At 70.0% G+C, this 24407-nt stretch carries 20 protein-coding genes; 5 read left to right on the plus strand and 15 right to left on the minus strand.

Annotated elements, in window-relative coordinates; genetic code table 11:
* Positions 1–117: 117 nt before the first annotated feature.
* Complete coding sequence (locus HBB12_RS20145) at positions 118–2991, plus strand: ATP-binding protein (protein ID WP_236990977.1); 2874 nt, start codon at positions 118–120, stop codon at positions 2989–2991.
* A 201-nt stretch (positions 2992–3192) separates the two neighbouring features.
* Positions 3193–5706 carry an MFS transporter gene (locus HBB12_RS20150; protein ID WP_236990978.1) on the plus strand — a complete coding sequence of 838 codons (2514 nt, stop codon included), beginning with the start codon at positions 3193–3195 and terminating at the stop codon, positions 5704–5706.
* A gap of 8 nt (positions 5707–5714) precedes the next feature.
* Here the strand turns inward: HBB12_RS20150 and HBB12_RS20155 are convergent, their stop codons facing one another.
* Entirely contained in the window at positions 5715–7097 is a 1383-nt protein-coding gene (locus tag HBB12_RS20155; RefSeq protein WP_236990979.1) for a mercuric reductase, read from the minus strand.
* 64 nt (positions 7098–7161) lie between these two features.
* Positions 7162–7920 (minus strand): SDR family oxidoreductase, encoded by a 759-nt coding sequence (locus tag HBB12_RS20160; protein ID WP_236990980.1) that lies wholly within the window; start codon positions 7918–7920, stop codon positions 7162–7164.
* Positions 7921–8387: 467 nt separating this feature from the next.
* Between HBB12_RS20160 and HBB12_RS20165 the strand changes: the two genes are divergently transcribed.
* Both HBB12_RS20165 and HBB12_RS20170 read left to right on the plus strand, forming a co-directional pair.
* Positions 8388–9056, plus strand: coding sequence for a response regulator transcription factor (locus tag HBB12_RS20165; protein WP_236990981.1), 669 nt, complete (start codon positions 8388–8390; stop codon positions 9054–9056).
* A 174-nt stretch (positions 9057–9230) separates the two neighbouring features.
* On the plus strand, positions 9231–9632 hold the full coding sequence (locus tag HBB12_RS20170; RefSeq protein ID WP_236990982.1) for a response regulator transcription factor: 402 nt from the start codon (positions 9231–9233) through the stop codon (positions 9630–9632).
* A 338-nt stretch (positions 9633–9970) separates the two neighbouring features.
* On the opposite strand, the gene HBB12_RS34635 is transcribed toward HBB12_RS20170, so the two are convergent.
* The 10 genes from HBB12_RS34635 to HBB12_RS20215 all read right to left on the minus strand — a co-directional run bounded on the left by HBB12_RS34635 (position 9971) and on the right by HBB12_RS20215 (position 21007).
* Positions 9971–10159 (minus strand): transposase family protein, encoded by a 189-nt coding sequence (locus HBB12_RS34635; protein WP_465251169.1) that lies wholly within the window; start codon positions 10157–10159, stop codon positions 9971–9973.
* A 158-nt stretch (positions 10160–10317) separates the two neighbouring features.
* Positions 10318–11159, minus strand: a protein-coding gene (locus HBB12_RS20175) for an IS5 family transposase (protein WP_442919296.1) whose coding sequence is annotated in 2 segments (ribosomal slippage) — positions 10318–10769 and positions 10769–11159 — 843 coding nt in all. Because the reading frame shifts where the segments join, the coding sequence is not laid out codon by codon here.
* Between the two features lie 1147 nt (positions 11160–12306).
* Positions 12307–13464 (minus strand): iron-containing alcohol dehydrogenase, encoded by a 1158-nt coding sequence (locus HBB12_RS20180; RefSeq protein WP_236990984.1) that lies wholly within the window; start codon positions 13462–13464, stop codon positions 12307–12309.
* A 63-nt stretch (positions 13465–13527) separates the two neighbouring features.
* Positions 13528–14913: an MFS transporter gene (locus HBB12_RS20185; protein ID WP_139034506.1), complete on the minus strand. Its 1386-nt coding sequence runs from the start codon at positions 14911–14913 to the stop codon at positions 13528–13530.
* A gap of 90 nt (positions 14914–15003) precedes the next feature.
* The gene (locus tag HBB12_RS20190) at positions 15004–15897 is read right to left on the minus strand and encodes an MBL fold metallo-hydrolase (RefSeq protein WP_236990985.1); all 894 of its coding nucleotides are present in this window, start codon (positions 15895–15897) and stop codon (positions 15004–15006) included.
* A complete protein-coding gene (locus HBB12_RS20195) occupies positions 15894–17246 on the minus strand; it encodes an MFS transporter (RefSeq protein WP_236990986.1) in 1353 nt (450 codons plus the stop codon). Before HBB12_RS20195 ends, HBB12_RS20190 begins: the two co-directional genes overlap by 4 nt.
* 114 nt (positions 17247–17360) lie before the next feature.
* A complete protein-coding gene (locus HBB12_RS20200) occupies positions 17361–17687 on the minus strand; it encodes a DUF4387 domain-containing protein (RefSeq protein WP_236990987.1) in 327 nt (108 codons plus the stop codon).
* Between the two features lie 2 nt (positions 17688–17689).
* Positions 17690–19057, minus strand: coding sequence for an acyclic terpene utilization AtuA family protein (locus tag HBB12_RS20205; protein ID WP_236990988.1), 1368 nt, complete (start codon positions 19055–19057; stop codon positions 17690–17692).
* 55 nt (positions 19058–19112) lie between these two features.
* The gene (locus HBB12_RS20210) at positions 19113–19664 is read right to left on the minus strand and encodes a flavin reductase family protein (RefSeq protein ID WP_205824773.1); all 552 of its coding nucleotides are present in this window, start codon (positions 19662–19664) and stop codon (positions 19113–19115) included.
* A complete protein-coding gene (locus HBB12_RS20215) occupies positions 19661–21007 on the minus strand; it encodes an LLM class flavin-dependent oxidoreductase (RefSeq protein WP_139034892.1) in 1347 nt (448 codons plus the stop codon). The genes HBB12_RS20210 and HBB12_RS20215 overlap by 4 nt, the downstream gene beginning before the upstream one ends.
* A gap of 254 nt (positions 21008–21261) precedes the next feature.
* Here HBB12_RS20215 and HBB12_RS20220 point away from each other — a divergent pair, with 254 nt between their 5' ends.
* Entirely contained in the window at positions 21262–22272 is a 1011-nt protein-coding gene (locus HBB12_RS20220) for a LacI family DNA-binding transcriptional regulator (protein ID WP_236990989.1), read from the plus strand.
* 20 nt (positions 22273–22292) lie between these two features.
* Here HBB12_RS20220 and HBB12_RS20225 read toward each other — a convergent pair whose 3' ends face one another.
* From HBB12_RS20225 to HBB12_RS20235, 3 genes are all read right to left on the minus strand, one after another.
* Positions 22293–22445, minus strand: a complete 153-nt coding sequence (locus HBB12_RS20225; protein ID WP_236990990.1) for a hypothetical protein — start codon at positions 22443–22445, stop codon at positions 22293–22295.
* A 196-nt stretch (positions 22446–22641) separates the two neighbouring features.
* The gene (locus HBB12_RS20230; RefSeq protein WP_236990991.1) at positions 22642–23415 is read right to left on the minus strand and encodes an SDR family NAD(P)-dependent oxidoreductase; all 774 of its coding nucleotides are present in this window, start codon (positions 23413–23415) and stop codon (positions 22642–22644) included.
* Positions 23412–24401: a 3-hydroxyacyl-CoA dehydrogenase gene (locus HBB12_RS20235; protein ID WP_236990992.1), complete on the minus strand. Its 990-nt coding sequence runs from the start codon at positions 24399–24401 to the stop codon at positions 23412–23414. The genes HBB12_RS20230 and HBB12_RS20235 overlap by 4 nt, the downstream gene beginning before the upstream one ends.
* Positions 24402–24407 lie beyond the last annotated feature (6 nt).

Below are 24407 nucleotides of genomic sequence, written 5' to 3' on the forward strand. Positions count from 1 at the left end.
GGATACGGCTGCGCTATGGTGCGCCGGCCGGTTTCGTGCGCAGGGAGTTATCCCCGCCAGGGATGGAGCCGGCGGCGGCTCGGGCGATCGGCGTCGGGCGGATGCGGGAGCGGCGGCATGACGAAGGCAAGCGACGCCACGGCGGGCCCGCCCGGCGCGGCGCGGCCGGAGATCGTGTTCGGCGTCTTCACGCTGCTCCCCGAGCACCGGCGCCTTCTGGCGGGGGAGTCCGCCGTCAAGCTCGGCAGCCGCGCCCTCGATCTCCTGATCCACCTCGCGTCGCGGCCCGGCGAGGTGATCGGCCATCGCGAGCTGACGGCCGCCGCCTGGGCCGGGGCGCAGGTCGAGGAGAGCAACCTCCGATTCCAGATCGGGCAGCTGCGGAAGGCGCTCGCCGAGCATGCGGACGGGGCCGAGTACGTGACGAGCGTGCCCGGCCGCGGCTACTGCTTTACCGCGAAGATGACGCCCGCCGCGTCGGCCCAGCCGGTGCCCATGGTCCGGCCGGCCGGCGCGCCGCTCCTGCCGCCCGCGCCGTCGAACCTGATCGGCCGGTCCGCCGATGTCGAGATCCTGCTCGGATGCCTGGCGCGCCATCGGCTGGTGACGGTGGTCGGCACGGGCGGCGTCGGCAAGACGACGCTCGCCGCCGCGGTCATGCATCGGCTCGGCGGCCCTGCCGGGCCGTCGCCGTCCTTCGTCGACCTGACGACGCTGGACGATCCCGGCCTGGTGCCGAGCGCCGTCGCCTCGGCCCTGGGCGTTCCGGTCGGATCGGCCGATCCGCTGCCGCAGGTCGTCAAGGTGCTGGCGGATACGGACGCCCTCCTCGTCCTCGACAATTGCGAGCACGTCATCGATGCCGTCGCGCTCGCGGCCGAGGCCATCCTGCGCGGCGCGCCCGCCGCGCGCATCCTCGCGACGAGCCGGGAACCGCTCCGGCTGTCCGGCGAGGCCGTCCACCACCTCCTGCCGCTGGCGGCGCCCGTCACCGACGCGGACGACCCGCTCGCCTTCGCGGCGGTCCAGCTCTTCTGCGACCGCGCCCGCCTGCAATCGCCCGACCTCGCCCTCGATCCGGCCCAGGCCCGGCTCGTCGGCGAGATCTGCCGGCAGGTCGACGGTCTTCCCCTGGCGATCGAACTCGTCGCGGCCCGCATGCGGACCCTGGGTCTCGCCGGCCTCGTCGAGCTTCTGCGCAACGGCGCCGAGCTCGCCCACCGCAGCGCCGTCCCCCGCCACCGCAGCCTTCAGGCCACCTTCGACTGGAGCTACGCCCTCCTGTCGGAGGCCGAGGCCCGCGCGCTGCGCGCCCTGTCGATCTTCACGGGCCACTTCTCGCTGAATGCGGCCCTGTCGGTCCTCGACGACGGCACGGACCGGTCCGATCACCTGGAGGTCCTCAGCGCGCTCGCCGACAAGTCCCATCTCGTGCTGGAGGCGGCACATGGTCCGGAGCCCGCCCAGGGCGGCGCCCGCTACCGCCTGCTCCAGATGACGCGCCAGTTCGCCCTCCGGAAGCTCCGTGCGGCGGACGAGGAAGCGGGCGTCGCCCGCCGGCACGTCGCCTGCTACGCAGGCCTGCTCGAAGGCGCCCGGGCGGCGAGCGGGACGCGGCACGGTGGCGACGGGGTGGCGGCCCTCGCCTTCGAGATCGGCAACGTCCGCGCGGCGCTGGTCTGGGCGTTCGGGCCGGACGGCGACGCGCGAGCGGCGGTCCGGCTCGCTGCCTGTTCCGCGCCTCTGTTCCTGCACCTGTCGCTGCTCGCCGAATGCGTCGATTGGACCGGTCGGGCGCTCGGGGCGAAGGAATTCGCCGCGCTCGGGCCGAAGCTGCGGCTCGAACTGAAGGCGGCACGCAGCGTCGCCCTGCGCTACACCAGGGGCAACGGCGAGGACGCGCGAACCGCGCTCCACGAGGCCCTGGACCTGGCCGAGGCCGAGGGCGATCTCGCCTACCAGATCCGGTTGCTGGAGGGCCTGTACATCTTCGCGCTCCGCCTCGCGGACTTCAAGGCCGCGATGGCCTATGCGGAGCGCGGCCGCGCCGGAATTTGGCACTCGCTCAGCGATACCGGGCTGGCGACCGGCGACTGGATGGTCGGCGTCCTCGATCATTTCATGGGGCGTCAGGCCGAGGCGCGTCTGCGCTGCGGGCACGCCCTGCGCAACTTTCCGCTCCAGCGCCGGTCCGAGGTGGTCCGCTTCGGCATCGACCAGCGCATGCTGGCCCACTGCGCCATCGCCCGCGCGCTGTGGGTACAGGGCCTTCCCGACCAGGCGGCGGCCGCCGTCGACGGGGTGGTCCGGGAGACCGAGGCGATCGGCCATCCCGTCTCGCTGTGCACGGCGTTGCTCTGGACGGCGCCGGTCGCCCTGTGGTCGGGCGATCTCGACCGGGCGGCGGAGGCGCTGGCTACGGGGCGGGTGCTGGCCTCGCGGCACTCGCTCGTCCCCTACGAGCTTCTCGCCCGGGCGCTGACCGGGCAGCTCCATGCGCTCCGCGGCGATCCGGAGAGCGGCGTCGCGCTCCTGTCCGAGGGCCTGGCGGGCCTCGTCGCGGTGTCGCACCTGACGATGAACTCGGCCCTGCAGCTCGCCCTCGCCGAGGCGCTGATCGAGGCGGGGCGGCCCGGCGAGGCCCTCGCCGAAGCCGGGTCCGCCCTGCTCCGCATCGAGCGCGACGAGGAGGTGACGCTCGTCCCCGAGGCGTGGCGGATCAAGGGCCGGGCCCTCGCAGCGCAGGAAGCGGACCGGGAGGCGGAGCGTGCGGAGGAGGCGTTCCGCCACGCCCTCCGGATCGCGCAGGATCAGGGGGCGTTGTCCTATCGCCTCCGAGCCGCGACGGATCTCGCCGAATACCTCTCCCGCCGGGGTCGTGCCGCCGAGGGAGCGGGCCTGCTCTCGCACGTCTGCGATGCGCTGACGGAGGGCCGTTCCACTCGGGATGTCCTAAGGGCGACGCGGCTTCTCGCGCGCCTGACCGCGTGACGGGGCCGGGCGTGCCAGCGCAGCTCGCTTCGTCCCGTCTCACGGGATCTCACGAGCCCTCTCGGTACATCTCCCGCCCTCGCCGATATCACCGGGGGACAGGTTCGAGCGGGTCGCGGTCACGGCAGACGGTCGCAGGCGGGGCGCCGCGATCCTGAGGGGCAATGAGCCGACCGAAGTGCGAGAGGACGAGGCGAGAGCATGACGGTATCGCACAAGCCGGCTTCCGGGCGGACCACGGCGCGCGTGCTCCTCGCCAGCCTGATCGGCACCACCGTCGAGTTCTACGACTTCTACATCTACGCCACCGCCGCGAGCCTGGTCTTCGGGCCGCTGTTCTTCCCGGCCACGCTGCAATCGGCCGAGCTGATCAGCGCCTATGCGAGCTTCGGCCTCGCCTTCGTGGCACGGCCGATCGGCGGCGCGGTGTTCGGGCATTTCGGCGACCGGGTCGGGCGCAAGGCGACGCTCGTCGCCTCGCTCCTGCTGATGGGCCTCTCGACCTCGGCGATCGGCCTTCTGCCGACTTACGCGCTCGCCGGGTGGCTCGCGCCCGTCCTGCTCTGCCTCCTGCGCTTCGGGCAGGGCCTGGCGCTCGGCGGCGAGTGGAGTGGGGCCGCCCTCCTGGCGCTCGAGAACGCCCCGCCGGGCTGGCGGGCGCGCTACGCCATGTTCGCGCCGCTCGGCGCGCCGCTCGGCTTCTTCGTCGCCAACGGGCTGTTCCTGATCCTCACCCTGGCCTTGACGTCGGAGCAATTCGCCGAGTGGGGCTGGCGGGTGCCGTTCCTGCTCAGCGTGCCGCTGGTGTGGCTCGGGCTGTGGGTTCGCACCCATCTCGGCGAGACCGAGGAATTCGCCGCCTCGCTCAAGGAGGCGAAGCCCCCGCGCGCACCGCTCGTCGAGCTGATGCGCCTCCATGCCGGCCAGGTGGTCGCGGGCATCTTCGGGGTCGTGGCCTGCTTCTCGCTGTTCTGGACCGCGACCGCCTTCGCGCTCGGCTACGGCACGACGACGCTCGGCCATTCCCGGGCGTCGTTCCTCCTCGTCGAGCTCGGTGCGATCCTGTTCATGGCCGCCGCGATCGTCACCGCGAGCTGGCTGTCCGACCGGGTCGACCCGACCCGCGTCCTCATCGTCGGCTGCGCAGGCACCATCGTCTCCGGCATCCTGCTGGCGCCGATGCTCGGCAGCGGATCGCTCGTCACGACCTTCGTGTTCCTAGCCTTCGCCCTCTGGGTCATGGGCTTCGTCAACGGGCCGCTCGGGGCCTGGCTGCCGAGCCTGTTTCCGCCGCGGGTGCGCTACTCGGGCACCTCGGTCGCCTTCAACGTCGGCGGCATCGTCGGCGGCGCGTTCTCGCCGATGATCGCTCAGGGACTTGCCGAGCGCAGCGGCCTGACCGCGGTCGGCTTCTACCTCGCGCTGACCGGCGGGGTCAGCCTGATCGCCTTCGACGTGAGCGCCCGCCGGCGCACCCTCGGGGCGCTCGCCCGCAGCGAGCGGCGCTATCGCGGGCTGTTCGAGCAGGCCCACGTCGCGCTCTGCGAAATCGACCTGTCCGCCGCGCACGAGGCGGTGACGGCGTCGCGTGGAGTGCAGGATTCCGGCTCCATCCTCCACGACGCCATCGCGCGCCGCGCCGCCTCGCCCGACGTGACGCTGGTCGACGTGAACGAGGCGACGGTGCAGCTCCTCGGCGGCGTCTCGCGGGGGGCGGTGCTCGGCGCGATGACCCGCTTCCTGCCGCCGGGCAGCGACCTCCCCGCCATGCTCCTCGCGCGGCTCGGCCAGGGCGGCGGCCGGTTCGAGATGCAGGGGAAGCTCCTGCGGGCCGACGGCCGGGAGGTCACCGCGATCCTCGTCCTGGCGCTGCCCGACGACGATTCGGGCTACGACCGGGTCTCTTGCGCGATGATCGACGTGACCGAGCGCGAGCGCGCCAAGGAGGCGTTGCTCGCCGCCCAGAGCGAGCTCGCCCGGGCCGGCCGGGTCGCGACGGTGGGGGCGATCTCGGCCTCGATCGCCCACGAGGTCAACCAGCCGATCGGCGCCATGGTGATGAGCGCCGAGGCCTGCCTGCGCTGGCTGCGGCGCGAGGCACCCGACCTCGCGGCCGCCGAACGCGCGGCCGAGCGGGCGGTGCGCGACGGCCTGAGGGCGAGCCAGATCGTGCAGCGGACCCGCGAGCAGCTCGGGCGCGACCGGCGCCCTCCTGAGATCGTCGACCTGCGGGACGTCCTCGCCGAGGCCGCACACCTCCTCGACCGCGAGATCTCCGCCGCCTCGGCGAGCCTGCGCATGCGCGTCTCGGTGCCTGGGGCCCGGGTCCTCGGCGACCGGGTCGAGCTGCAGCAGGTCGTCGTCAACCTGGTCGTGAACGGCCTGCACGCGATGCGGGCGGTGCCGGAGGCCCGGCGACGGCTCGATGTCGCGCTCTCCGCCCCGTCTTCGGATCGGGTCCGGCTGTCAGTGAGCGATCACGGCACCGGCATCGCGCCCGACCAGCTGCCGAAGCTCTTCAGCCCCTTCTTCACCACCAAGCGCGACGGGATGGGCATCGGCCTGTCGATCTGCAAGGCGATCGTCGAGGCCCATGGCGGGACGCTCGGAGGCCACAACAACGAGGGACCGGGCGCGACCTTCACGGTCGAGCTGCCCCTTCACGAGGATGCAGCCTGCGCCGCGGCGGCCGAGCCGGCCACCGCGGACGCCTGACACCGCGCTCAGTGCGTCGGCACCGCCGCAAACAGAGCGTTCAGCCCCTCCGCCGTCGTCGGATGCGCCAGGATCGCGTCGCGCAAAGCGGTGTAGGGGAGCCCCGCCAGCATCGCGACCTGGACCGCCGCCATGACCTCGCCGGCGTCGGTCCCGAGCATCGCGAAGCCGAGGATGCGGTCGTCCGGCCCGATCACCGCCTTCATGAATCCCTCGGTCAGGCCCGTGGTCCGGGTGCGCAGGACCGCCCGCATCGGCAGCTTGGCGACCCGGATCTCCGCGCCGCCCGCCCGTGCCTCCGTCTCGCTCAGGCCCACCCGGGCGAGTGGCGGGTCAGTGAACAGGCAGTAGGGCATCTGACGGCCGGCGGTGGAGCGCCCGCCGCCCTTCAGCGCGTCCCGCACCACCCGGTAATCGTCGGCCGAGGCGTGGGTGAAGGCGGGGCTGCCGGCGCATTCGCCGATCGCCCAGATCCCCGGCGCCGTCGTGGCGAGGCGATCGTCGACCCGGACCGTGCCGCGCTCCGTCATCGCGACGCCGGCACGATCGAGCCCGATCCCGTCGGTATTGGGCATGCGCCCCGCCGCGACCAGGATGTGGCTGCCCGCCACCACGGATTCGCCCTCGCTCGATCGCACCACGACCTCGACGGCATCGCCCGAGCGGCCGCGCACCCGCACCACGGCGGTGCCGGTCCGCAGCGCGATCCCCTCGGCCGTCAGCAGCCGCGCCAGCGCGTCCGCCACGTCCGCGTCCTCGCGGCCCGCGATCCGCTCGCCGCGCTCGATCACCGTGACGGTGCTGCCGAACCGGCGATAGGCCTGCGCCAGTTCGAGGCCGACATAGCCGCCGCCCAGGACGATCAGGTGGTCGGGCAGGACGTCGAGTTCGAGCGCCTCGATGTTGGTCAGCGGCTCCGCCTCGCGCAGGCCCGGAACGTCCGGGAGCGCCGGACGCGTGCCGAGGTTGAGCACGATGGTGTCGGCGGTGAGCACCCGCTCCCCGCCCGCGTTCAACGCGACCGCGACCGTCTTCGGGCCCGTGAACCGCGCGCTGCCCATGACCAGCTCGGCGCCGCTGTCGCGGTACTTGTCGAGGTGCATCTCGACGAGGCCGGCTACCATCGCCCGCTTTCGCTCGACCACGCGGCGCATGTCGACCCGGACCGGGCCGGTCTCGACGCCGTAGCGGCCCGCGTTGCGGGCGAGATGGGCGATCTCGGCGCTCCAGATCTCGTTCTTGCTCGGCAGGCAGTTGGTGTTGGGGCAGGAGCCGCCGATCCAGCGGCGCTCGACCACCGCGACCCGCTGCCCCGCTTTCGCCAGGTCCCAGGCCAGGAACTTGCCGCCCTCGCCGCTGCCGATCACCACGGCGTCGTATCGTTCGCTCATCGCGTGTCCTCCTCGAAGCGGGTTGTCGTGGGGCGGACCGCGGAAGGTCCGCCCGGGGCGGGTCTCAGACCGGGATCGGGTTGGCGACGAGGCCTGCGTTGAAGGCATTGACCATTGCGTGCTCCTTGGCGCCGGGATTGTCGCGCACGGAGCGCACAGCCTCGACGACGACCTCCTCGGCCTCGGTGCCGAGCCCGGTCATCGTCTCGGCGATGAAGGCGTCGAGGGGCATGGCGCGCGGATCGCCGCTCTTCTTGATGAGGTCGGTGTCGACCCAGGGCGGCGCGATCTCCTGGACGGTGACACGGGTGTTGCGCAGCATGAAGCGTTGCGAGAGCGTGTAGGCATGCAGGGCCGCCTTGCTGGCCGAGTAGACCGCCGTGCTCGCCAGCGGCAGGAAGGCGAGGATCGAGGTGTTGTTGACGATCGTCGCCCGCGGCTGCGCCTTCAGGTGCTCGATCAGGGCGGAGGTCATCCGGATCGGCCCGAGCAGGTTGGTGGTCAGGATCGCCTGCGCGACCGCATCGTCGATGAGTCCGGACGCGTCGTCGAACGGCATGATGCCGGCATTGTTGAACAGCACGTTGAGCGCCGGGAACTCGGCCACGACCCTGGCGGCGGCCGTCTTGATCGCCTCCGGATCATTGATGTCGAGGGCGATCGAGGCCATCCCGGGATTGGCCCGTGTCACCTCGTCGAGGAGCGCCTGGCGGCGGCCCGCGACGATCACCTGATTGCCGAGCCGGTGAAAGGCCTCGGCGAAGCCGCGGCCGATGCCGGAGGTGCCGCCGGTGATGAGGATGGTGTTGCCGGTGAGCTGCATCGTTTGGTCTCCAAGGGTATGGGCCGGATGGTCGTGGGCCGGTTGGTCATGGGCCGGACGACCGGAGGTACGCCGCTCGGGGCGGGTCCTCCCGGACGCGGGAATCGGTCGTGTGGCAGGTTCGAGGAGAGCCGGCCCCGTGGATCGATGCCTTGGGGCCGGCGACGAGGATCAGCTTACCGGTTCGGCCCCGCCGCGATATCGACGTCTGGTCTGAGCGCGATCACACCTTGCGCCAGCGTGATTATACGAAAGTGTCAGGTGATGCCCCGTACACTTCCATTGACGCAAGGACACTTTTTGCTTTGGTGGGCTCGGTCCCGTCGCGCGCGGAATGCGGTGTCACCACGACGAATACGGATCGTCCACCGGAACGGGACGAATAGCTTGGCCGTCACCTTGAGCCGGATTGGTCCGTTGACTATGCCGGTGGGCGAGGGCGCAGCGAGGCTCGCGAGGACTCGGCGATGACGGTGGCAGGCAACATCCGAGGCCCGGGCGCGAGCCCGCCCGCCGTGGCGGCGACGGCCCCGCTGGTGGTCATCGTCGAGGATGACGAGGGGATCCGCGAGGGTCTCCAGGACCTGCTGCGGTCGGTCGGCCTCGACGCGATCGCCTTCGGATCGACCGCCGACCTGCTCGCGGCGAGCCTGCCGGACAGGCCGGGCTGCCTCGTCCTCGATGTCCGGTTGCCCGGCACCAGCGGGCTCGATCTGCAGGCGAAGCTCGCCGCGACGGGCAGCCGCCTGCCGATCATCTTCATGACCGGCCACGGCGATATCCCGATGAGCGTCCGGGCGATGAAGGCGGGGGCGCTCGACTTCCTGACCAAGCCCTTTCGCGACCAGGACATGCTCGACGCGATCGCCGTCGCCATCGAGCGTGACAAGGCCCGGCGGACCGAGAGCGCGGGCACGGCCGAACTCGCCCGTCTGGCCGCGACCCTGACCACCCGCGAGGCCGAGGTGATGCAGCACGTCGTCCAGGGGCTGCTCAACAAACAGATCGCCCACGCCCTCGGCATCAGCGAGATCACGGTGAAGATCCACCGCGGCAACGTCATGCGGAAGATGCAGGCGGGCTCCGTCGCCGACCTCGTGCGCAAGGCCGAGGCGCTGAAGGTGCCGGAGGGCTGACGGTCCTAGCCGCATTTCGCACCCGGCGGGGTTCGTCGATTGATCCCTGCGGAGCGGCACGGGCAGCCGGGCACGATCCGGTCGCACCACACCATCGTATGATTCCGTTCGATCGGCACCTGGCCCATCTCGGGCAGGGCGAGCATGCCCATGGGACACCGGAAAGGACGCCCCTTGTCGGTCGGAAAGGCAACGGTTGCGGTCGTCGACGACGACGAGGGGGTGCTGGACGCGACGTCCGGCTTCCTCGAGTCGCTGGGCTACGAGGCCGTGGCGTTCAGCTCGGGCGCGGCGTTCCTGGCGTCCGACGCGTTTCTGGGCGCCGAGGCGCGGGTGCGAACGGCGGAAACTCTGGCCTGCCTCCTGACCGACGTGGACATGCCGGGCATCAACGGCCTGGAACTGCAGGAGCGCGTGCGGCGGATCCTGCCCGATCTGCCGATCATCATGATGACGGGGTTCTACGACGATGCGATCCGCCGGCGCGCCCTCGCCGGCGGGGCGCGGGACCTCCTGCGCAAGCCCCTCGCAGCCGACGCGCTGATCCGCTGCCTCGAGGACACCGTCCGGTCCTGACCGCGGCCATCCCATCGGATGCGCGGCTCGAACCCGGTCCTGGGCGTCGGTTCTCCCAACGCGGGTCCACCGGACCGATGTCCGGTGAACCTGGGCATCGGGATGCGGGTGACGAGCCGCAGTACGGTCGCGCGGCTTGCCGGCATGTGGAGGTGCGTGAGGAGACGCGCGCCGCCTGCACCGCCGCAGGCGAGGCCGACCCTGGCCTGCGCCTCGCCAAGCCGCCGCGTGCGCCGGGCGCGCGGTGCGAGGATGGTCGTTGGCGTCTCGGCGAAGGTCCGGCGTCGGCAGGTCGGGTTGAGACAGTAGAACCGCCGCACCTCGATGCGGAGCCTTGTCTACGATGCCGACACTGGCAGGTCGGCGGGCTCGCGGTGATAGCGGCCATGGACGGACCGGCTCGCATGCCCGCAATCGGGACATCGGCCGCTGGCTGCGTCCAGTCGCATGGGGATGATGAAGTGATCCCCGTGCTGCTCGACGAACCGCGCGACACGGCACTCGGGGATGGCAAGGGAGATATCCATGCCCTCCACTATGGGGGGAGGGCAGGCCTACCCTTCAGCGGCCCGAGTCGATCCACTGCCATCCACGCAAAACGAGCAAGAACCCCTCGGTCTTGACGCGGCCAGTTCGCTCATTGACGAGAGTCGCCAGCGCCTCCGGCCAGAGTGTCTGTCCGGGATCATGCTGATTGTTGGCAGAGTTTTCTGAGCATGATGCGGATGGAAGCAAGGCGCAGGAAAGCCAGCGCCTTGCGGGTGCGGCACTCCCAATCCTTCGCCAGCCGCCGGCAGCGATTGAGCCAACCAATCGTCCGCTCCACGATCCAGCGCTTGGGCAGGGCCTCGAACCCGACCGCCTGATCCGACCGCTTGACGATTTCCACCGTCACAGACCGGCAGACCCGTTCCAATGCCTCCCGGAACACCGGCCCCTGGTAGCCGCCATCTGCATACAGCTTCAGCAGGAACGGGTAGAGACTAAACAGCGTCGCCATGACCCATACGCCGCCATCACGATCCTGCACGTCGGCCGGATGCACCAGAGCATGCATCAGCAGACCTTGCGTATCGACGAGGAGATGGCGCTTCTTGCCTTTGATCTTCTTGCCCGCATCATAGCCGGACGGGTCGATCGTGCGCCCCCTTTTTCCGCGCTCTTGACGCTCTGGCTGTCAATGATCGCTGCCGTTGGGCTGGCCTCACGTCCTGCCTGTTCGCGGCAGAGAACGTAGAGGGTGTGATGGATGCGCAGGAGAGTTCCGTCGTAATCCCATAGATCGAAGTAGCCATGCACCGTCGAGCGAGGCGGTAGATCTTTTGGGATAGCGCGCCATTGGCACCCCGTTCCAAGGACATACATCAAGCCGTTGACCACCTCGCGCAGATCAACCGTTCGTTTGTTTCCCCCGCGTCGAGCCGGCGGGAGAAGGGGAGCAACAAGCGCCCATTCCTCATCCGTCAAATCAGTGGGATAGCGAAGCTTGCTGCGGTCGTACCGCTGGCGGTTCTCAGGCGTCCACATCGCTCAAGCATACGCCTGTCGGCGCGAACCGCAACGCGCTCCGAAAAAACAAATTCTTCCCGGACAGACTCAGAGAGGCGGGGCTGGTTTGCCAGCGAGATCGTCAGGCAGGGGAAAGCGAAACTCGTAACGGCCGGCGCGGTGCTGACCGAACTTCATGCGGCCCATCGTACTTGGTCCCGTAGCACGCGCCGACGGGTAAGCATCTGAAAACCAACAACTTCTGGGGTCGCAATGACTTAGCCGCCGCATGGCGCGCCCTACGGGATTCGGGGCGCGTCGTCACAGAACATTGATTTTTCTAGCGTTTTTCCGGTTGCGCGTAGCAGCAGTGTAGCACGCTTATGTGGCGACGGTGTAGCACGATCTCGGGACACAGCACGCTGTCAGGTGGACTTCAAACCATCGCCTCAGCGGCTCCAAAGCGTTCCTCGACATGATCAGCTGAACGACGAGTTCGAGACCGGCCTGCGGCGGGAGCGCCAATGGATGGGGTCGCCAGGGTTGCCAGCGTCTACATAAATAGCTTTGCAAACTGTCCCCCGGTCTGGCATTTGACAGCTTGAACGCCTCCTAGCACAGTTCGACCGGCAGAAACTAAACGACGTTCCGTACTCCCTCTAGCACTAGATCATCGCTGCCGACCGACGTATCGCGCGTCCACACTTCGGTGACAGCCGGCACTGCGCTTCAGTACTTATGGGTGAGCACATACCCTGTACGAGATTATCCACGGCCTCTGGGACTACAATTTCTGTCTTCATTCTAACGGTAGTCACGTGGCGCCGTGTTCCCTTCAGGTTTCTCGACTGACACAATAAAGCTGAGATCGGAGCACGGCCTTCCTAACAGACACAGTCCCGCTGAAGGCGTCGTCGGTCTGCCCTTCCCTCAGATGGGCCGAGGTTGCGGCCTCGCTCGCGCCGATGGCAGGTCTTGGCGGAAGGCCGTGCATCATCCTTGCCGCGACAGCCCGCATGGGCCATCCCGGATTGGCATCCTGCATTGCGGGCTCAACCTTGCGCTGCTCGAAGCCGCGTCAGCGTCGCAGCAGGAGCTGTCGACACTGCAGCTTGCGCCGGATACGGAAATCCGCGCGCGCAGATGAAATTTAGTCAGCATAATTCACATAAAACTATCCCTATCTTTATGACAAAGCCCGCTCATAGATTGATCGGGCATCGTCATAAGTCACCTCCCGAGGATTATTGACCAGAAGCCGTGTCTGCTTCATGGCGTCCTCCGCCAATCGATCGAGGTCGCCGGCCGTGATCCCGACCTCGGCGAGGGATGCCGGCACCTCGCAATCCCGGCACAGGCTCTCGAGCGCCTTGAGAAATCGCGTCGCCGCCTCGTCCGGGGCAAGACCGGCTGCAGCCGGGTCGAGGATCGGGGCCAGCTCGGCGTAGAGGCTCTGGGCCTGTGGAAGGTTGAACCGGACGACTCCGGTGAGCACGAGGGCGTTCGATAGCCCGTGCGGCACGTGGAAGAGCGCGCCGATGGGGTAGGCGAGCGCGTGGACCGCCGCGACCGGCGCGTTCGCGAACGCCATGCCGGCGAGCATCGAGCCGAGGAGCATGTTCGCGCGGGCGTCGAGATCGCGACCGTTGCGGCACGCCGTCCGGAGGCTCCCGGCCAGCAATGCGAGGGCCTGCCGGGCGAGCTGGTCGGACAGGGGGTTCTTGCGGTAACGGCTGGTATAGGCCTCGATGGCGTGCACCATGGCGTCGATGCCGGTCGCGGCGGTCACGGCCGGCGGCAGGCCCAGCGTCAGCTCGGGGTCGAGGACGGCCCAGTCGGGCAGGAGGCGGGGCGAGACGACGCCCTTCTTCTCGCTCGAGGGGGTGGTGACGATGGCGATCGGCGTCACCTCCGATCCGGTGCCGGCCGTCGTCGGGACGAGGACGAGCGGCAGCCGCGCGCCCGTCGCGAGCCCAACCCCGTAGATGGCATCGAGGCTCTCGTCGTTCCGGGCGAGGTACGCCACGAGCTTGGCGGTATCCAGCGCCGAGCCGCCGCCGATCGCGAGGACCAGCTCCACCCCGGCCTCCCGCGCCCGGGCGACCGCCACCTCGACGACGTGGGACGGCGGATCGGCGGCGACGTCCTCGAACACGGTCAGGGCGATGCCGGCCTGCGCGAGGCCGGCCTCCGCGTCGCGGGTGAGCCCGGCCTCCCGCACGCCCCGGTCGGTCACGAGCATCACCCGGGAGGCGCCGAGGCCGGACACGACCGGGGCGAGCTTGCGGACGGCGCCGGGCTCGAACAGGACGTTCGGGGTGGTCTGGAAGGTGAACGGGTTCATCGTGATCGTCTCTTCCTCGATATCCGGCGGCCGGGCCCGCGCGCGGACCCGGCCTGTCGGCACTCAGGCCGGCCTGCGGGCGGCAGTGGCGACGGGCGGAGCCTCGTCGGGCTCGGCGCTGACCGCCTCGAGCGCCATGCCCTTCGTCTCGACGCCGAGAACGGCGACGACGACGCCCTGCACGAACAACCCGGCGGAGATCAGCCCGAGCACGGCTCCGATCCCGCCCTTGGTGTAGAGGAACGCGATCAGAAACGGGATGCCGATATTGGCGAGCCGCCCGGTCGTGCTGCACAGCCCGACGCCGCGCAGCCGGATCTCGGTCGGGAACAGCTCGGGCACGTAGGCCGCAATGCTCAGCGCGCCGAGGATGAACACGCAGGCGACGAGGCAGAAGCCGAGTGCCATCACCAGCACCGGATCCGACGCCTGCGGGTAGGCGAGGCCGATGACGAGCGCCACGAAGGAGAACAGGACGATCCCGCGCTTGCGCCCGATGCTCTCGGCCATGAGGCAGCCGAGGAAGGCGCCGAGCGGTGCCCCCAGCGTCATTACGGCGGTGAAGCCCAGCGAGCGCGTCACCGTCAGCCCCTGCGCCAGGAAGAAGGTCGGCATCCAGGTGATGAAGCCGTGGGTGATGAGGTTGTTGACGACGTTGATGACGATGCCGGTGATCGTGCGGACGAGGAGCTGGCCCCGGAACAGGGTCGAGAGGGGGGTGTCCACCGCCGCCGCGGGGGCGATGCGCTGGACGGGGGCGGCGGGCACGGCACCGGGCCCGTAGGCCTCCTCCTCGATCCGGCGCGTGATCGCCTCGGCCTCGGCGTGACGACCCTTCGCCTCGAGCCAGCGGGGCGATTCCGGCATGTTCTTGCGCATCAGCCAGACGATGCCGGCGCCGATGCCCGCGATGGCGAACATCCAGCGCCAGCCGAGATACGGGATGATCAGGAAACCGCCGAAGGTCGCGACGAACAGGGCCGAGTTGGTGAACACCGCGAGCAAGGCCGCGTAGCGGCCGCGGATCGCCGGGGGCATGAACTCCGACAGGGTGCCGTATCCGACGACGATCTCAGCCCCGAGGCCGAGCCCCATGACGAACCGGAAGGCGGTGAGCCAGACGATGTCCGGGGCGAAGGCGGCCGCCAGCGACGCGATCCCGAACACCGCGAGGTTGAACTGGTAGGTGAAGCGCCGCCCGTAGCGGTCCCCGAGCACGCCCGCGAGCCAGGCGCCGACGGTCATGCCGGCGAAGGTTGCCGAGAGGAACCAGGCGTTGCGGTCGACATCCGACAAGCCTTCGCGCACCAGGGCACCGAGAACGCCGGCAGCGAGGTAGATGTCGAAGCCGTCGAAGAACATGCCGGCTCCGACGAGGAACAGCATGCGGGTATGGAACTTGCCGCGCGGCAACCGGTCGAGCCGGTATCCGATGGATGACCTGGTCATGGGCGTCTCCTCCTCGCCGCAGCGCCGCATCGGCGCAGGGTCGTTGGTGTCGTCCCGCGCCCGTCGGCGCGGTTCCTCGCAGGCGGGTCCTCAGGCGGAGCCTGCGTCCTCGCACAGGAAGCGGAAGGCGAAGCCGTCCCCGTTCTCCGCGATGCGGACCGCGTGGGGCGCCATGAAATGGCCCGGGAACAGGACGCCGTTCGTCCGCGCCACCTCGGCGAGGAGGCGCCGCCGCGTCCGCGCCGCAGCAGGGGGATCGAGGCAGCCCATGCAGTTCCAGTCCGGATTGAGCACCTGGACGGGGTGGTGGACGACGTCGCCGGTGAAGGCCGCCGTCTCCGGCCCGCAACGGAGCCAGACCGCGACGTGGCCCGGCGTGTGCCCGGATGCAGGCTCCAGGTGCAGCACGCCCTCGAGCACGTGGGTCTCGTCGACGATCAGGGCGCGGCCGGCCTCGAGGATCGGCAACACGCTGTCGCGATACGCCTGGAGATGCGGGCCGCCCGCACCCCGCGCGTGCTCCGCGTGCCAATAGGCATGCTCGCGGCGGCCGAAGACGTAGGTCGCATTGGGGAAGGTCGGCACCCAGCGCCCGTCGACGAGCCGCGTGTTCCAGCCGACATGGTCGGCGTGGAGATGGGTGCACATGACGTAGTCGATCGCCTCCGGGGTGGCTCCCGCTTCTGCCAGCCGGTCGAGGAACGCGGTCGACAGGGTGCACCAGTCGGGCCGCGCATCGCGCCGCTTGTTGTTACCGACGCAGCCGTCGACGAGGATGCGCCGGCCGCCGACCTCGACCAGCCAGGAATGCATCGAGAGGAGGAGGCGCCGGGTGTGCGGGTCGAAGTGGTGCGGCGCCATCCAGGCGAGGTTGGCGGCGATGTCGGCCTCGGTCGCGAGGGGGAAGAAGCGCAGCATGTCGAAGCTGCGGTCGACCATCTCGACGATCGGCGTGACGGTGGCCGCCCCGACCCAGAACCTCACGCCACCGCCTCCCGGAGCGCGGCGGGGTCGCGCTCCCCGGCCTCGGCGGCGGCCGCGCCGAGCTCGGCGCCGGCGGCCTCGCGCAGCGGCCGGATGCACAGGACGGAGACCAGGGCGGCGGCGGCGATGTAGCCGGCGAGCGGCCACCAGCTCCGCGACCAGGCCCAGAGCGCGGCGGCGAGGATCGGCGTCGGGCCGCTCCAGAGCACGGTGGCGAACTGGTAGGCGACCGACACGCCGCTGTAGCGGATCGCCGCCTCGTACTGCTCGGCGAAGAGGCTCGGCTGGACCGCCTGGGTCGTCGCCTGCCCGAAGACGAGGCCGAGGACCATCGCGACGGTGATCAGGACCGGGTCGCGGGATGCGATCAGCAGGAAGAACGGGACGATGAAGAGGCCGATGAACACCATGCCGCCGGCAAAGACCCGCTTGCGCCCGATTCGGTCGGACAGGGCGCCGAAGAGCGGCTGCGCGACGAGGCAGGCGGCCGCCGCGACCATGAGCGCGTTGAGCACGACCGGGCGCGGCACGCCCAGCGCGGTGGTGAGGTAGGCGAGAGAGTAGACCGCGAAGACGTAGAAGGAGGTGTTCTCCGCCGCCTGCGAGCCGATCAGGAGGGCGGTCAAGCGCTTCCTGCGGGACAGGACGGTGCCGATCGGCAGGGATTCGCGCCCGCCCGTCTGCTTCAGGCGCTGGAAGCTCGGCGACTCGGCGAGGCGGCGCCGGATGACGATGCCGACGAGGAGCAGGACGCCGCTGAGCAGGAACGGCACCCGCCAGCCCCAGGCGGCGAAATCCTCGGTGCTGGTGAGCCCGGTGACGGCCGCCATGACGCCGGAGGACAGGAGGAGGGCGGCCGGGATCCCCATCTGCGGCCAGCTGCTGTAGAAGCCGCGGCTCCTCGGGCTGGCATGCTCGACCACCATCAGCGTCGCGCCGCCCCACTCGCCGCCGACGGCGAAGCCCTGGAGGAAGCGCAGGGCCGTGAGCAGGACGGGCGCCCACACCCCCAGCGTGGCGTAGGTCGGCAGGAGACCGATCAGGAAGGTCACCCCGCCCATCATGCCGAGGCTCAGCACGAGCATCGCCTTGCGGCCGAGGCGGTCGCCGTAATGCCCGAACACGATGCCGCCGATGGGGCGCGCCACGAACCCGACCGCGAAGGCCGCGAAGGAGGCGATCACCCCGGTCGTCGGGTCGGCGGCCGGGAAGAACAGCGTGTTGAAGACGAGCGCGGCCGCTGTTCCGAAAATGAAGAAGTCGTACCATTCGAGCGTCGACCCGATGAAGCTCGCCAGCGCGACCTTGCGGGTATCCGCCGTCCCGACCTGCGGGGTGCCGGCCTGCATGAATCGTCCTCCCGAGTTTTGTTCGATCGTGTCGCCGCAAGCCGGGCTGGCGCGTGGGACGTCCGGCCCGTCGCGGAGCGCCCGCCCGGACGCCGTTCCTCCGGGCGGGCGGCGTCAGGGAGCCGGGCGGTTGATCGGGATCTCGACGTCGAGCAGGGGCGCGTGCTGCTGGGCGCCGTACACATCGGTGTCGCCGATGTCGCCGGCGGGCACGAGGCGCGGCAGGGTGGCCTTGAAGGCGGCGGCGGCGTCGTAGGGCGTGAACAGCACGTCCTCCTCGGGCACGCCGTAGAGCCGGGCAAAGAGGGCCGCGCTGAGCACCCCCGTCGCCTTGACCTCCCGGTAGACGGCATGGTCCTCGAACAGGACGTCGATCGTGACGAGGAACGGCCCGGCGTTCTTGCTCTTGCAGATCTGGGCGATATCGCGGATGCGCGGCATGGCTATCCTCTCACCGTCTCGTACTCGATCGGGAACATCTCGTAGGGATCGTTCGGCGCGACGACATGGAAGACGCTGAAGCGGTACATCGGGCCGAGCTCGATGTCGGACGGGCTGAACGGGAAGGCCATGTTGCCCTCCTTGCAGAGGCGCCCGGGGAAGTCGGCGTGCAGCATCGAGGTGCGGGCCATCGCCACGACGGCGTTGGCGATGTCCTGCGTCTTGCCCTCGATCTCGACCACGAAGCCGAGCTCGTGCGAGGTGATCGCCGTCTGCGGCTCCCAGGCGGCCATGACGCCGTCCTTGCCGTAGGTTCGCACCACCATCGTGTAGTCCGACGGCGGCACGCCGAAGGCGGCGGCCTTGGCGGCGACCTTGTCGCGATGGGTCGCCAGGTAGCTGTCGATCTGCCCGATGAGCACCGGGTCGCGGGTGCCGCAGATCGTGATCGCCCGGTAGCCGACGCGCTCCACGCCCTCGAGCTTCACCGTGTAGGTCGGGGCCGGCGTCCAGGTCATGCCGCCGACCCGGACCGCGCGGTCGCTCACCGCCTCGAAGGTGCAGGCGCTGGTGTCGAGGAGGCCGCCGGGCTCGGTGTGGTGGATCGGGCTCGCATTCTCGTGCAGGGCGAAGTTCGCCACGGCGAGCGGGGTCGAGCGGCGGATCGGGTTCGGCGGCTCGCAGATGAGGTGATCGTCGCGCACGCGCAGGAAGATGTTGTCCGGCTCCTTCGGCACGGTCGGCTCCGCGCCGCATTCCAGCATCTTGCCGGCGTACCAGGCCGGGGCCGGCGGGATGCCGGCCCGCATCGCCGGGGCGGCCCATTGCGCCGGATCGCTCGAGCGGCCGGCGAGGATGACCTGGGCGCCCTCGTCGAGGGCGCGGGCGAAGGGCTCGGGCCCCATCATGCCGACTATGCGCTCGGCCCGCTCGACGGTGGCCTGGTCGAGGGGCTTCATCTTGCCGAGGGGCCGGACCTTCTCTTCGGCGATGCGGTCGAACAGCCACTCCTTCGGCTGCTCGGAATGGATGAGGGCCATCTTGAACGACAGGCCCTCTTCCCGGGCGATCTCGCGCACCAGGGCGGCCGTGTCCTGGAGGTGGGGCTCGCCGCCGGCGCCCCCCGAGGTGCCGATGATGCAGGGGATGCGCGCCGCGACCGCCGCGAGCAGCATCAGGCGCAGGTCGCGCTTCACCGACAGGCGCGAGGTGAAGGACTTGCCCGAGCCGAGATAGTACGGACCGGGATCGGTGCTGCCGCCATCGCAGCCGATGACGTGCGGCTCCCAGGTCATGCCGATCTTCAGCGATTCCTCGGCGAAGCCGTAGCCGAGGATGCCGCTGGTCGAGAGCATCCGGAATTCGTTCACGAGGCGCTCCTGGACTTCAACGATGCGGGATCAGGCCGAAACCGTCTTGGCGGACTCATCGTGATGCACCCTGCACGGCATCCTCGGCGAAGGTGCCGAAGCGGCCGTCGAGGTAGAGGAGGGGAGGCCGCGTCGGGTCGGTCGCGGCCGAGAGGACGCGGCCGATGAACACCGAGTGGGTGCCGTAGCGGTGCTCGGCCTCGAGCGCGCAGTCGAAGCTCGCCAGGGCGCCGGCGAGGATCGGCGAGCCGCCCGGCGCCTGGGTGCAGGCGAGCCCCTCGAAGCGGTCCTCGCCCTTGATGCCGGCCCGACCCGCGAACCGCCCGGCGAGTTCGAGATCCGCCTCGGACAGGATGTTGACGGCGAAGCGCCCGGTCCGGCAGATCACCGGATGCGCGCTGGCCGTGCCGTTCACGCAGGCGAGCAGCGTCGGCGGCGCGTCGGTGAGCGAGCAGACCGCCGTCGCGGTGAGCCCGGTGCGCGACCCGGGCTCGCCGCAGGTGATGACCGCGACGGCGCCGGGCACGGTGCGCATGCAGCGGCGGAACTCCGCGGGGTCGACGAGGGGCGTGCCCTCGAACCGGTTCGGCTTGAGCAGTGCATTCACGACGGACGGCCCTCCTTGCGCCAGTCGCCGGCAAGGGGACGCTCGAGCCCGAGATTCTCCCTGAGCGTCGTGCCGGCATAGTCCTTGTGGTAGAGGCCGCGCCGCTGGAGTTCGGGCACGACGTAGCGGGTGAAGTCCTCGAAGGCGCCCGGCGTGTGGGTGGCGGCGAGGACGAAGCCGTCGCAGGCGCCGCCTTCGAACCACTCCTCCATCTGGTCGGCGACGGTCTTCGCCGTGCCGCAGAAGATCGGGAACTCGCCGATCGTGCCGCGGCCCGAGAAGTGGACGAAGTCGCGCACGGTCGGGTTCGGCTTGCCGCTGAGCGCCACGACGCGGTCGCGAAAGCCGCTCCAGGACAGCCGCTTCAGGTCCTCGTCGGTGAACTCGGAATCCGGGTCCTTGGAGGCGAAGTCGAAGTTCAGCGCCTCGGAGAGCAGCACCACGGCATCGACGGGCTTGGCCAGCGCGCGCAGGTACTCGCGCTGCTCCTCCGCGGCGGCCTGGCTGTCGCCGACGACGACGTAGCAGGCCGGGCACACGCTGACGCTGTTGGGATCGCGTCCCGCCGCCGCGACCGCGTCCTTGAGGTCGCGGTACTGCTTCTGGCCGGCGGCGAGGTTCGGGTAGACGACGAAGATCAGCTCGCCCCAGCGGCCCGCGAAGGAGCGGCCGCGCCCGCTCTGCCCGGCCTGGATCAGGACCGGATGCCCCTGCGGCGAGCGCGGCACCGGCAGGGGGCCCTTGGCCGAGAAGTACCGCCCCTCGTGGCGCAGGGCATGGACCTTGGCCGGATCGGCGAAGCGGCCCGTCTCCTTGTCGACGAGGAGGGCGCCGTCCTCCCAGCTGTCCCAGAGGCCGAGCACGACCTCCATGAACTCGTCGGCACGGTCGTAGCGCAGGTCGTGCGGCAGGTGCTCGGTGCGGCCGAAATTCGCCGCTTCGGAATTGTTGAGCGAGGTCACGACGTTCCAGGCCGCCCGGCCCTTGCTCATCAGGTCGAGGGTCCCGAACAGACGCGCGACATGGAACGGCTCGTAGTAGGTCGTGGAATACGTGACCCCGACCCCGAGCCGGGTGGTCACCGCCGCCATCATCGTGAGGATGCAGAACGGGTCCATCTTGACGACGCGCACCCCGTTCGCGACAGCGTCCCGGTAGTCGTCGGCGTAGATATCCGGCATGGCCAGCCGGTCGTCGAAGAAGGTGAGGTGGAACTTGCCCTCCTCCATGACCCGGGCCAGGCGCTGGAAATACTCCGGGGTCGTGAAGTCCGCGGCGCTGCCCGGATGCCGCCAGGAACCCGGCGCGATCGAGCAGTTCTGCGCTTGCATGAATCCGACCATCTTGATCTGGCGCTTGTCGCTCACCCGGCGGACTCCCTGTTCGTTGCGACGTCGCCGGCCCGTTCCGCCGCGGGTCGTAGTGCCCACTTTTGCGCAAACGTTTGCTCAGCTCTTCGCCAGATTTAGTCCCAGGCTGGGAGAGCGTCAACGCTGGATGCGCGATTTCTCTCGCGATTCTGCTCGATTTGTTGTTTTGCAGCGCAACGCAATGCGCAAATTTTTGCGCATATCTGACTGATGAAACGAGGCCGTCGATGAGCGAGAAGAGACCCACGATCGTCACCGTGGCGGAGGCGGCCGGGGTGGCGGCGTCGACGATCTCGCGCGCACTCAAGGGGGACAAGCGCATCTCGCCGGAGACGCGGGCACGGATCGCCCGGGTGGCGCAGGAGCTCGGCTACACGCCCTACGCCTCCGCGCGCGCGCTGTCCTCGGGCCAGAGCGGCCTCGTCGGGGTCGTCCTCGGGCCGGGCACCAATCCGTTCTATGCCGAGCTGCTCTACGAGGCGGTGCGCCAGATCGGCGAGCGGGGCATGCGGCTCCTGATCATCCATGCCGGACCGGGGCCGGTCGAGAACAGCATGGCGGATGCCCTGCTGCAGTATCAGGTCGATGGCTGCCTCATCAGCTCCGTCGACCTGCCCTCGCATGTCGGCGCGGTGTGCACGGCGAACGGCGTGCCGGTGGTCATGGTCAACCGCGTCGCGCAAGCCGATACCTGCGCGGTCGTCTGCGACAACGCCTTCGGCTCGGTGCAGCTTGGAGAATTGCTGCTGCGCTCCGGCCGGCGCCGGACTGCGCTGGTGCGCACCTCCGCCGCCTCGTCGACGGCGCGCGAACGCGACGCCGGCTTCACCACCTTCATGCAATCCGCCGGTTATCCGCCGAGCTTGCGCCTCGACGGCCGGTCGACCTACGAGGGCGGCTTCGAGGCGGGGCGGCACATCGCGGCCCTGCCGGCGGCGGAGCGGCCGGACTCGGTCTACGCCGTCAGCGACATCATGGCCTGGGGCGTGCTCGACGCCCTGCGCCTCGCCAGCGTTTGCATCGGGCAGGACATCGCCGTCGTGGGGTTCGACGGCCTGCCGCAATCGGCGCGGCCGATCTACGACCTGACCACGGTGGAGCAGCCGGTCGTCGCGATGATCGGACGCGGCCTCGATCTCCTGCAGGCGCGCATGCGGGACAAGGGTTTGCCCGACGAGACGATCTCCCTGCGCGGCCGGCTCATCGAGCGCGGCTCGAGCGGACCGAAAGGCCGGTAGGCACGAAGCCGAGATGCGTGTCAGGTCTCGTCCATGAACAGGGCGGTATGGCCCGACGACCTGACGCAGTGCAGAGAGTCGGCGATGCCCTCCGACAGGAGCGAGACGTGGTGCGCCATTCGCTCGCCCGCGGCGTTGCGCAGGATCGCCGCCAGGACCGCGGCGTACCGCAATGGCCGTGCCGCGGGCTGCGTTCTCCACCTCGACAACGGGAAACCCGACAAATCCAGAATATCAAGACCAATCGACCAACCGGCGGCCTGAAACTCGACCGCTACTCTCTCGGCAGGCTGCCATATATCGATTCAATCGAAGAGAGCAAAGGCAGACTGCCGAAGAGACATATCGGGTTTCGGCAGCCCGCGCGGTTCACTCGGCGGTCCACCCCCCGTCGATGACCGTCGAGGAGCCGGTCATCAATGCGGCCGCATCCCCGGCGAGCAGGACGATCATGCCCATCAGATCCTCGACCTGACCGACACGACCGAGCTTGATCTTGGCCAGAACGTCGTTGCGGAACGTCGGAGACTCGAAGAACGGCTTCGTCATCGGTGTCTCGATGAAGGTCGGGCAGATCGAGTTGACGCGGATGCGATGCGGGGCGAGGTCGATCGCCATCGCTTTGGTCAGCCCCTCGATCGCGTGCTTGGACGCGCAGTAAACGGTCCGGCGCGCCCCGCCGACATGCCCCATTTGCGACGACATGTTGATGATCGAGCCCGGCCGGCCGGCCTCGATCAGACGCCGCGCCACCGCCTGCGCGACGAAGAAGGCCGAGCGGACGTTGAGGCCCAGCACCGCATCGAAATCCTCGACCGTGACGTCGACGAACGAGGCTGGCCGGTTGGTGCCGGCATTGTTCACGAGGATGTCGAAGACCTCCCGGGCGGCGAGCGCATCGCGCATGGTCGCCGGATCGGCGACGTCGAGCGCGAGGGCGTCGGCGGACCCACCCTCGGCGACAATCACGGCCGCCGCCGCCTCGATCTCGCTCGCCGTCCGGGCCATCAGCGTGACGTGGGCGCCGGCCTGAGCCAGCGCGGCGGCGGCCGCGAGGCCGATGCCGCGGCCCGCCCCGGTGACGAGCGCCCGCCGCCCGTCGAGGCGGAGCGAAGGCGTGCGGGGCAGCGCGACGGTGCTCATCGGCTCTCCTCCTGCTTCATGTCAGCCGCATCCCTCTCGCGCTTGTGCAGGGCGAGCGCCATCAGGCGGCGGTCCCGCCACGCGCTGCGCGCACTCAGCTCCGCCGCCGGCAGGACTGCCCGGCGCTGCGCCTCCACCGTGGCGATCAGCGGCTCGTCCCAGGTCCGGTGCTGATCCGTCGAGGCGGCGATGCTCTGGTAGAGGCCGCCGAGGCGCCGGGCGTAATCGGCGACGCCGCCCGGCGCGTTGAGGTCGATGGTCTCGAACGGACCCATGAAGGCCCAGCGCAGCCCGAGCCCCTGCGAGACCGTCTTGTCGACATCCTCGGCCGTCGCGAGACCCTGCTCGACGAGCCGCCAGGCCTCCATCAGCAGCACGCCCTGCAGGCGGTTGAGGATGAAGCCCTCCGCTTCGCGGGTCATCTCGACGGGCGACTGCCCCACCCGCTCCATCAGGCCGCGCACGCCCCGCACCGTCTCCGGCTCCGTCCACGGGGCAGGGACGAGCTCGACGATCGGCGCTAGATAAGGCGGGTTGAGCGGATGGGCGACGAGGCAGCGTGCCCGGCAGGCGACGTGCGCGGTGAACAGCGAGGCGCCGATGCCCGAGGACGAGCTGCCGACCCAGGTCTCGGGCCCGATGACGGCGTCGATCTCGCTCATCAGCGCGGTCTTCACGTCGACGCGCTCGAGGACGCTCTCCTGGACGTAGAGCGCGCCGGAGAGCGCGTCGGCGAGGCTGTCGGCCACGACGACGCGGGCGTGGATGGCCGCCGGATCCTCGATCAGGCCCGCCGCCTCGAGGTCGCCCAGGCGCTCGCCGATGAGGGCCCGCGCCCGCTCGGCCGCGCCCGGCACCGCATCGTAGAGGCTGACGGCGAAGCCGGCGCGGGCGAACACGATCGCCCAGCCGCTGCCCACCAGCCCGGTTCCGACGACGGCGATCCGGCCGTCCGCGTTGGCCGTGGCCGAGGTGATGTTGGCCATGGCGCA

It is taken from the genome of Methylobacterium sp. SyP6R (genome assembly GCF_019216885.1).
Classification (GTDB): domain Bacteria; phylum Pseudomonadota; class Alphaproteobacteria; order Rhizobiales; family Beijerinckiaceae; genus Methylobacterium.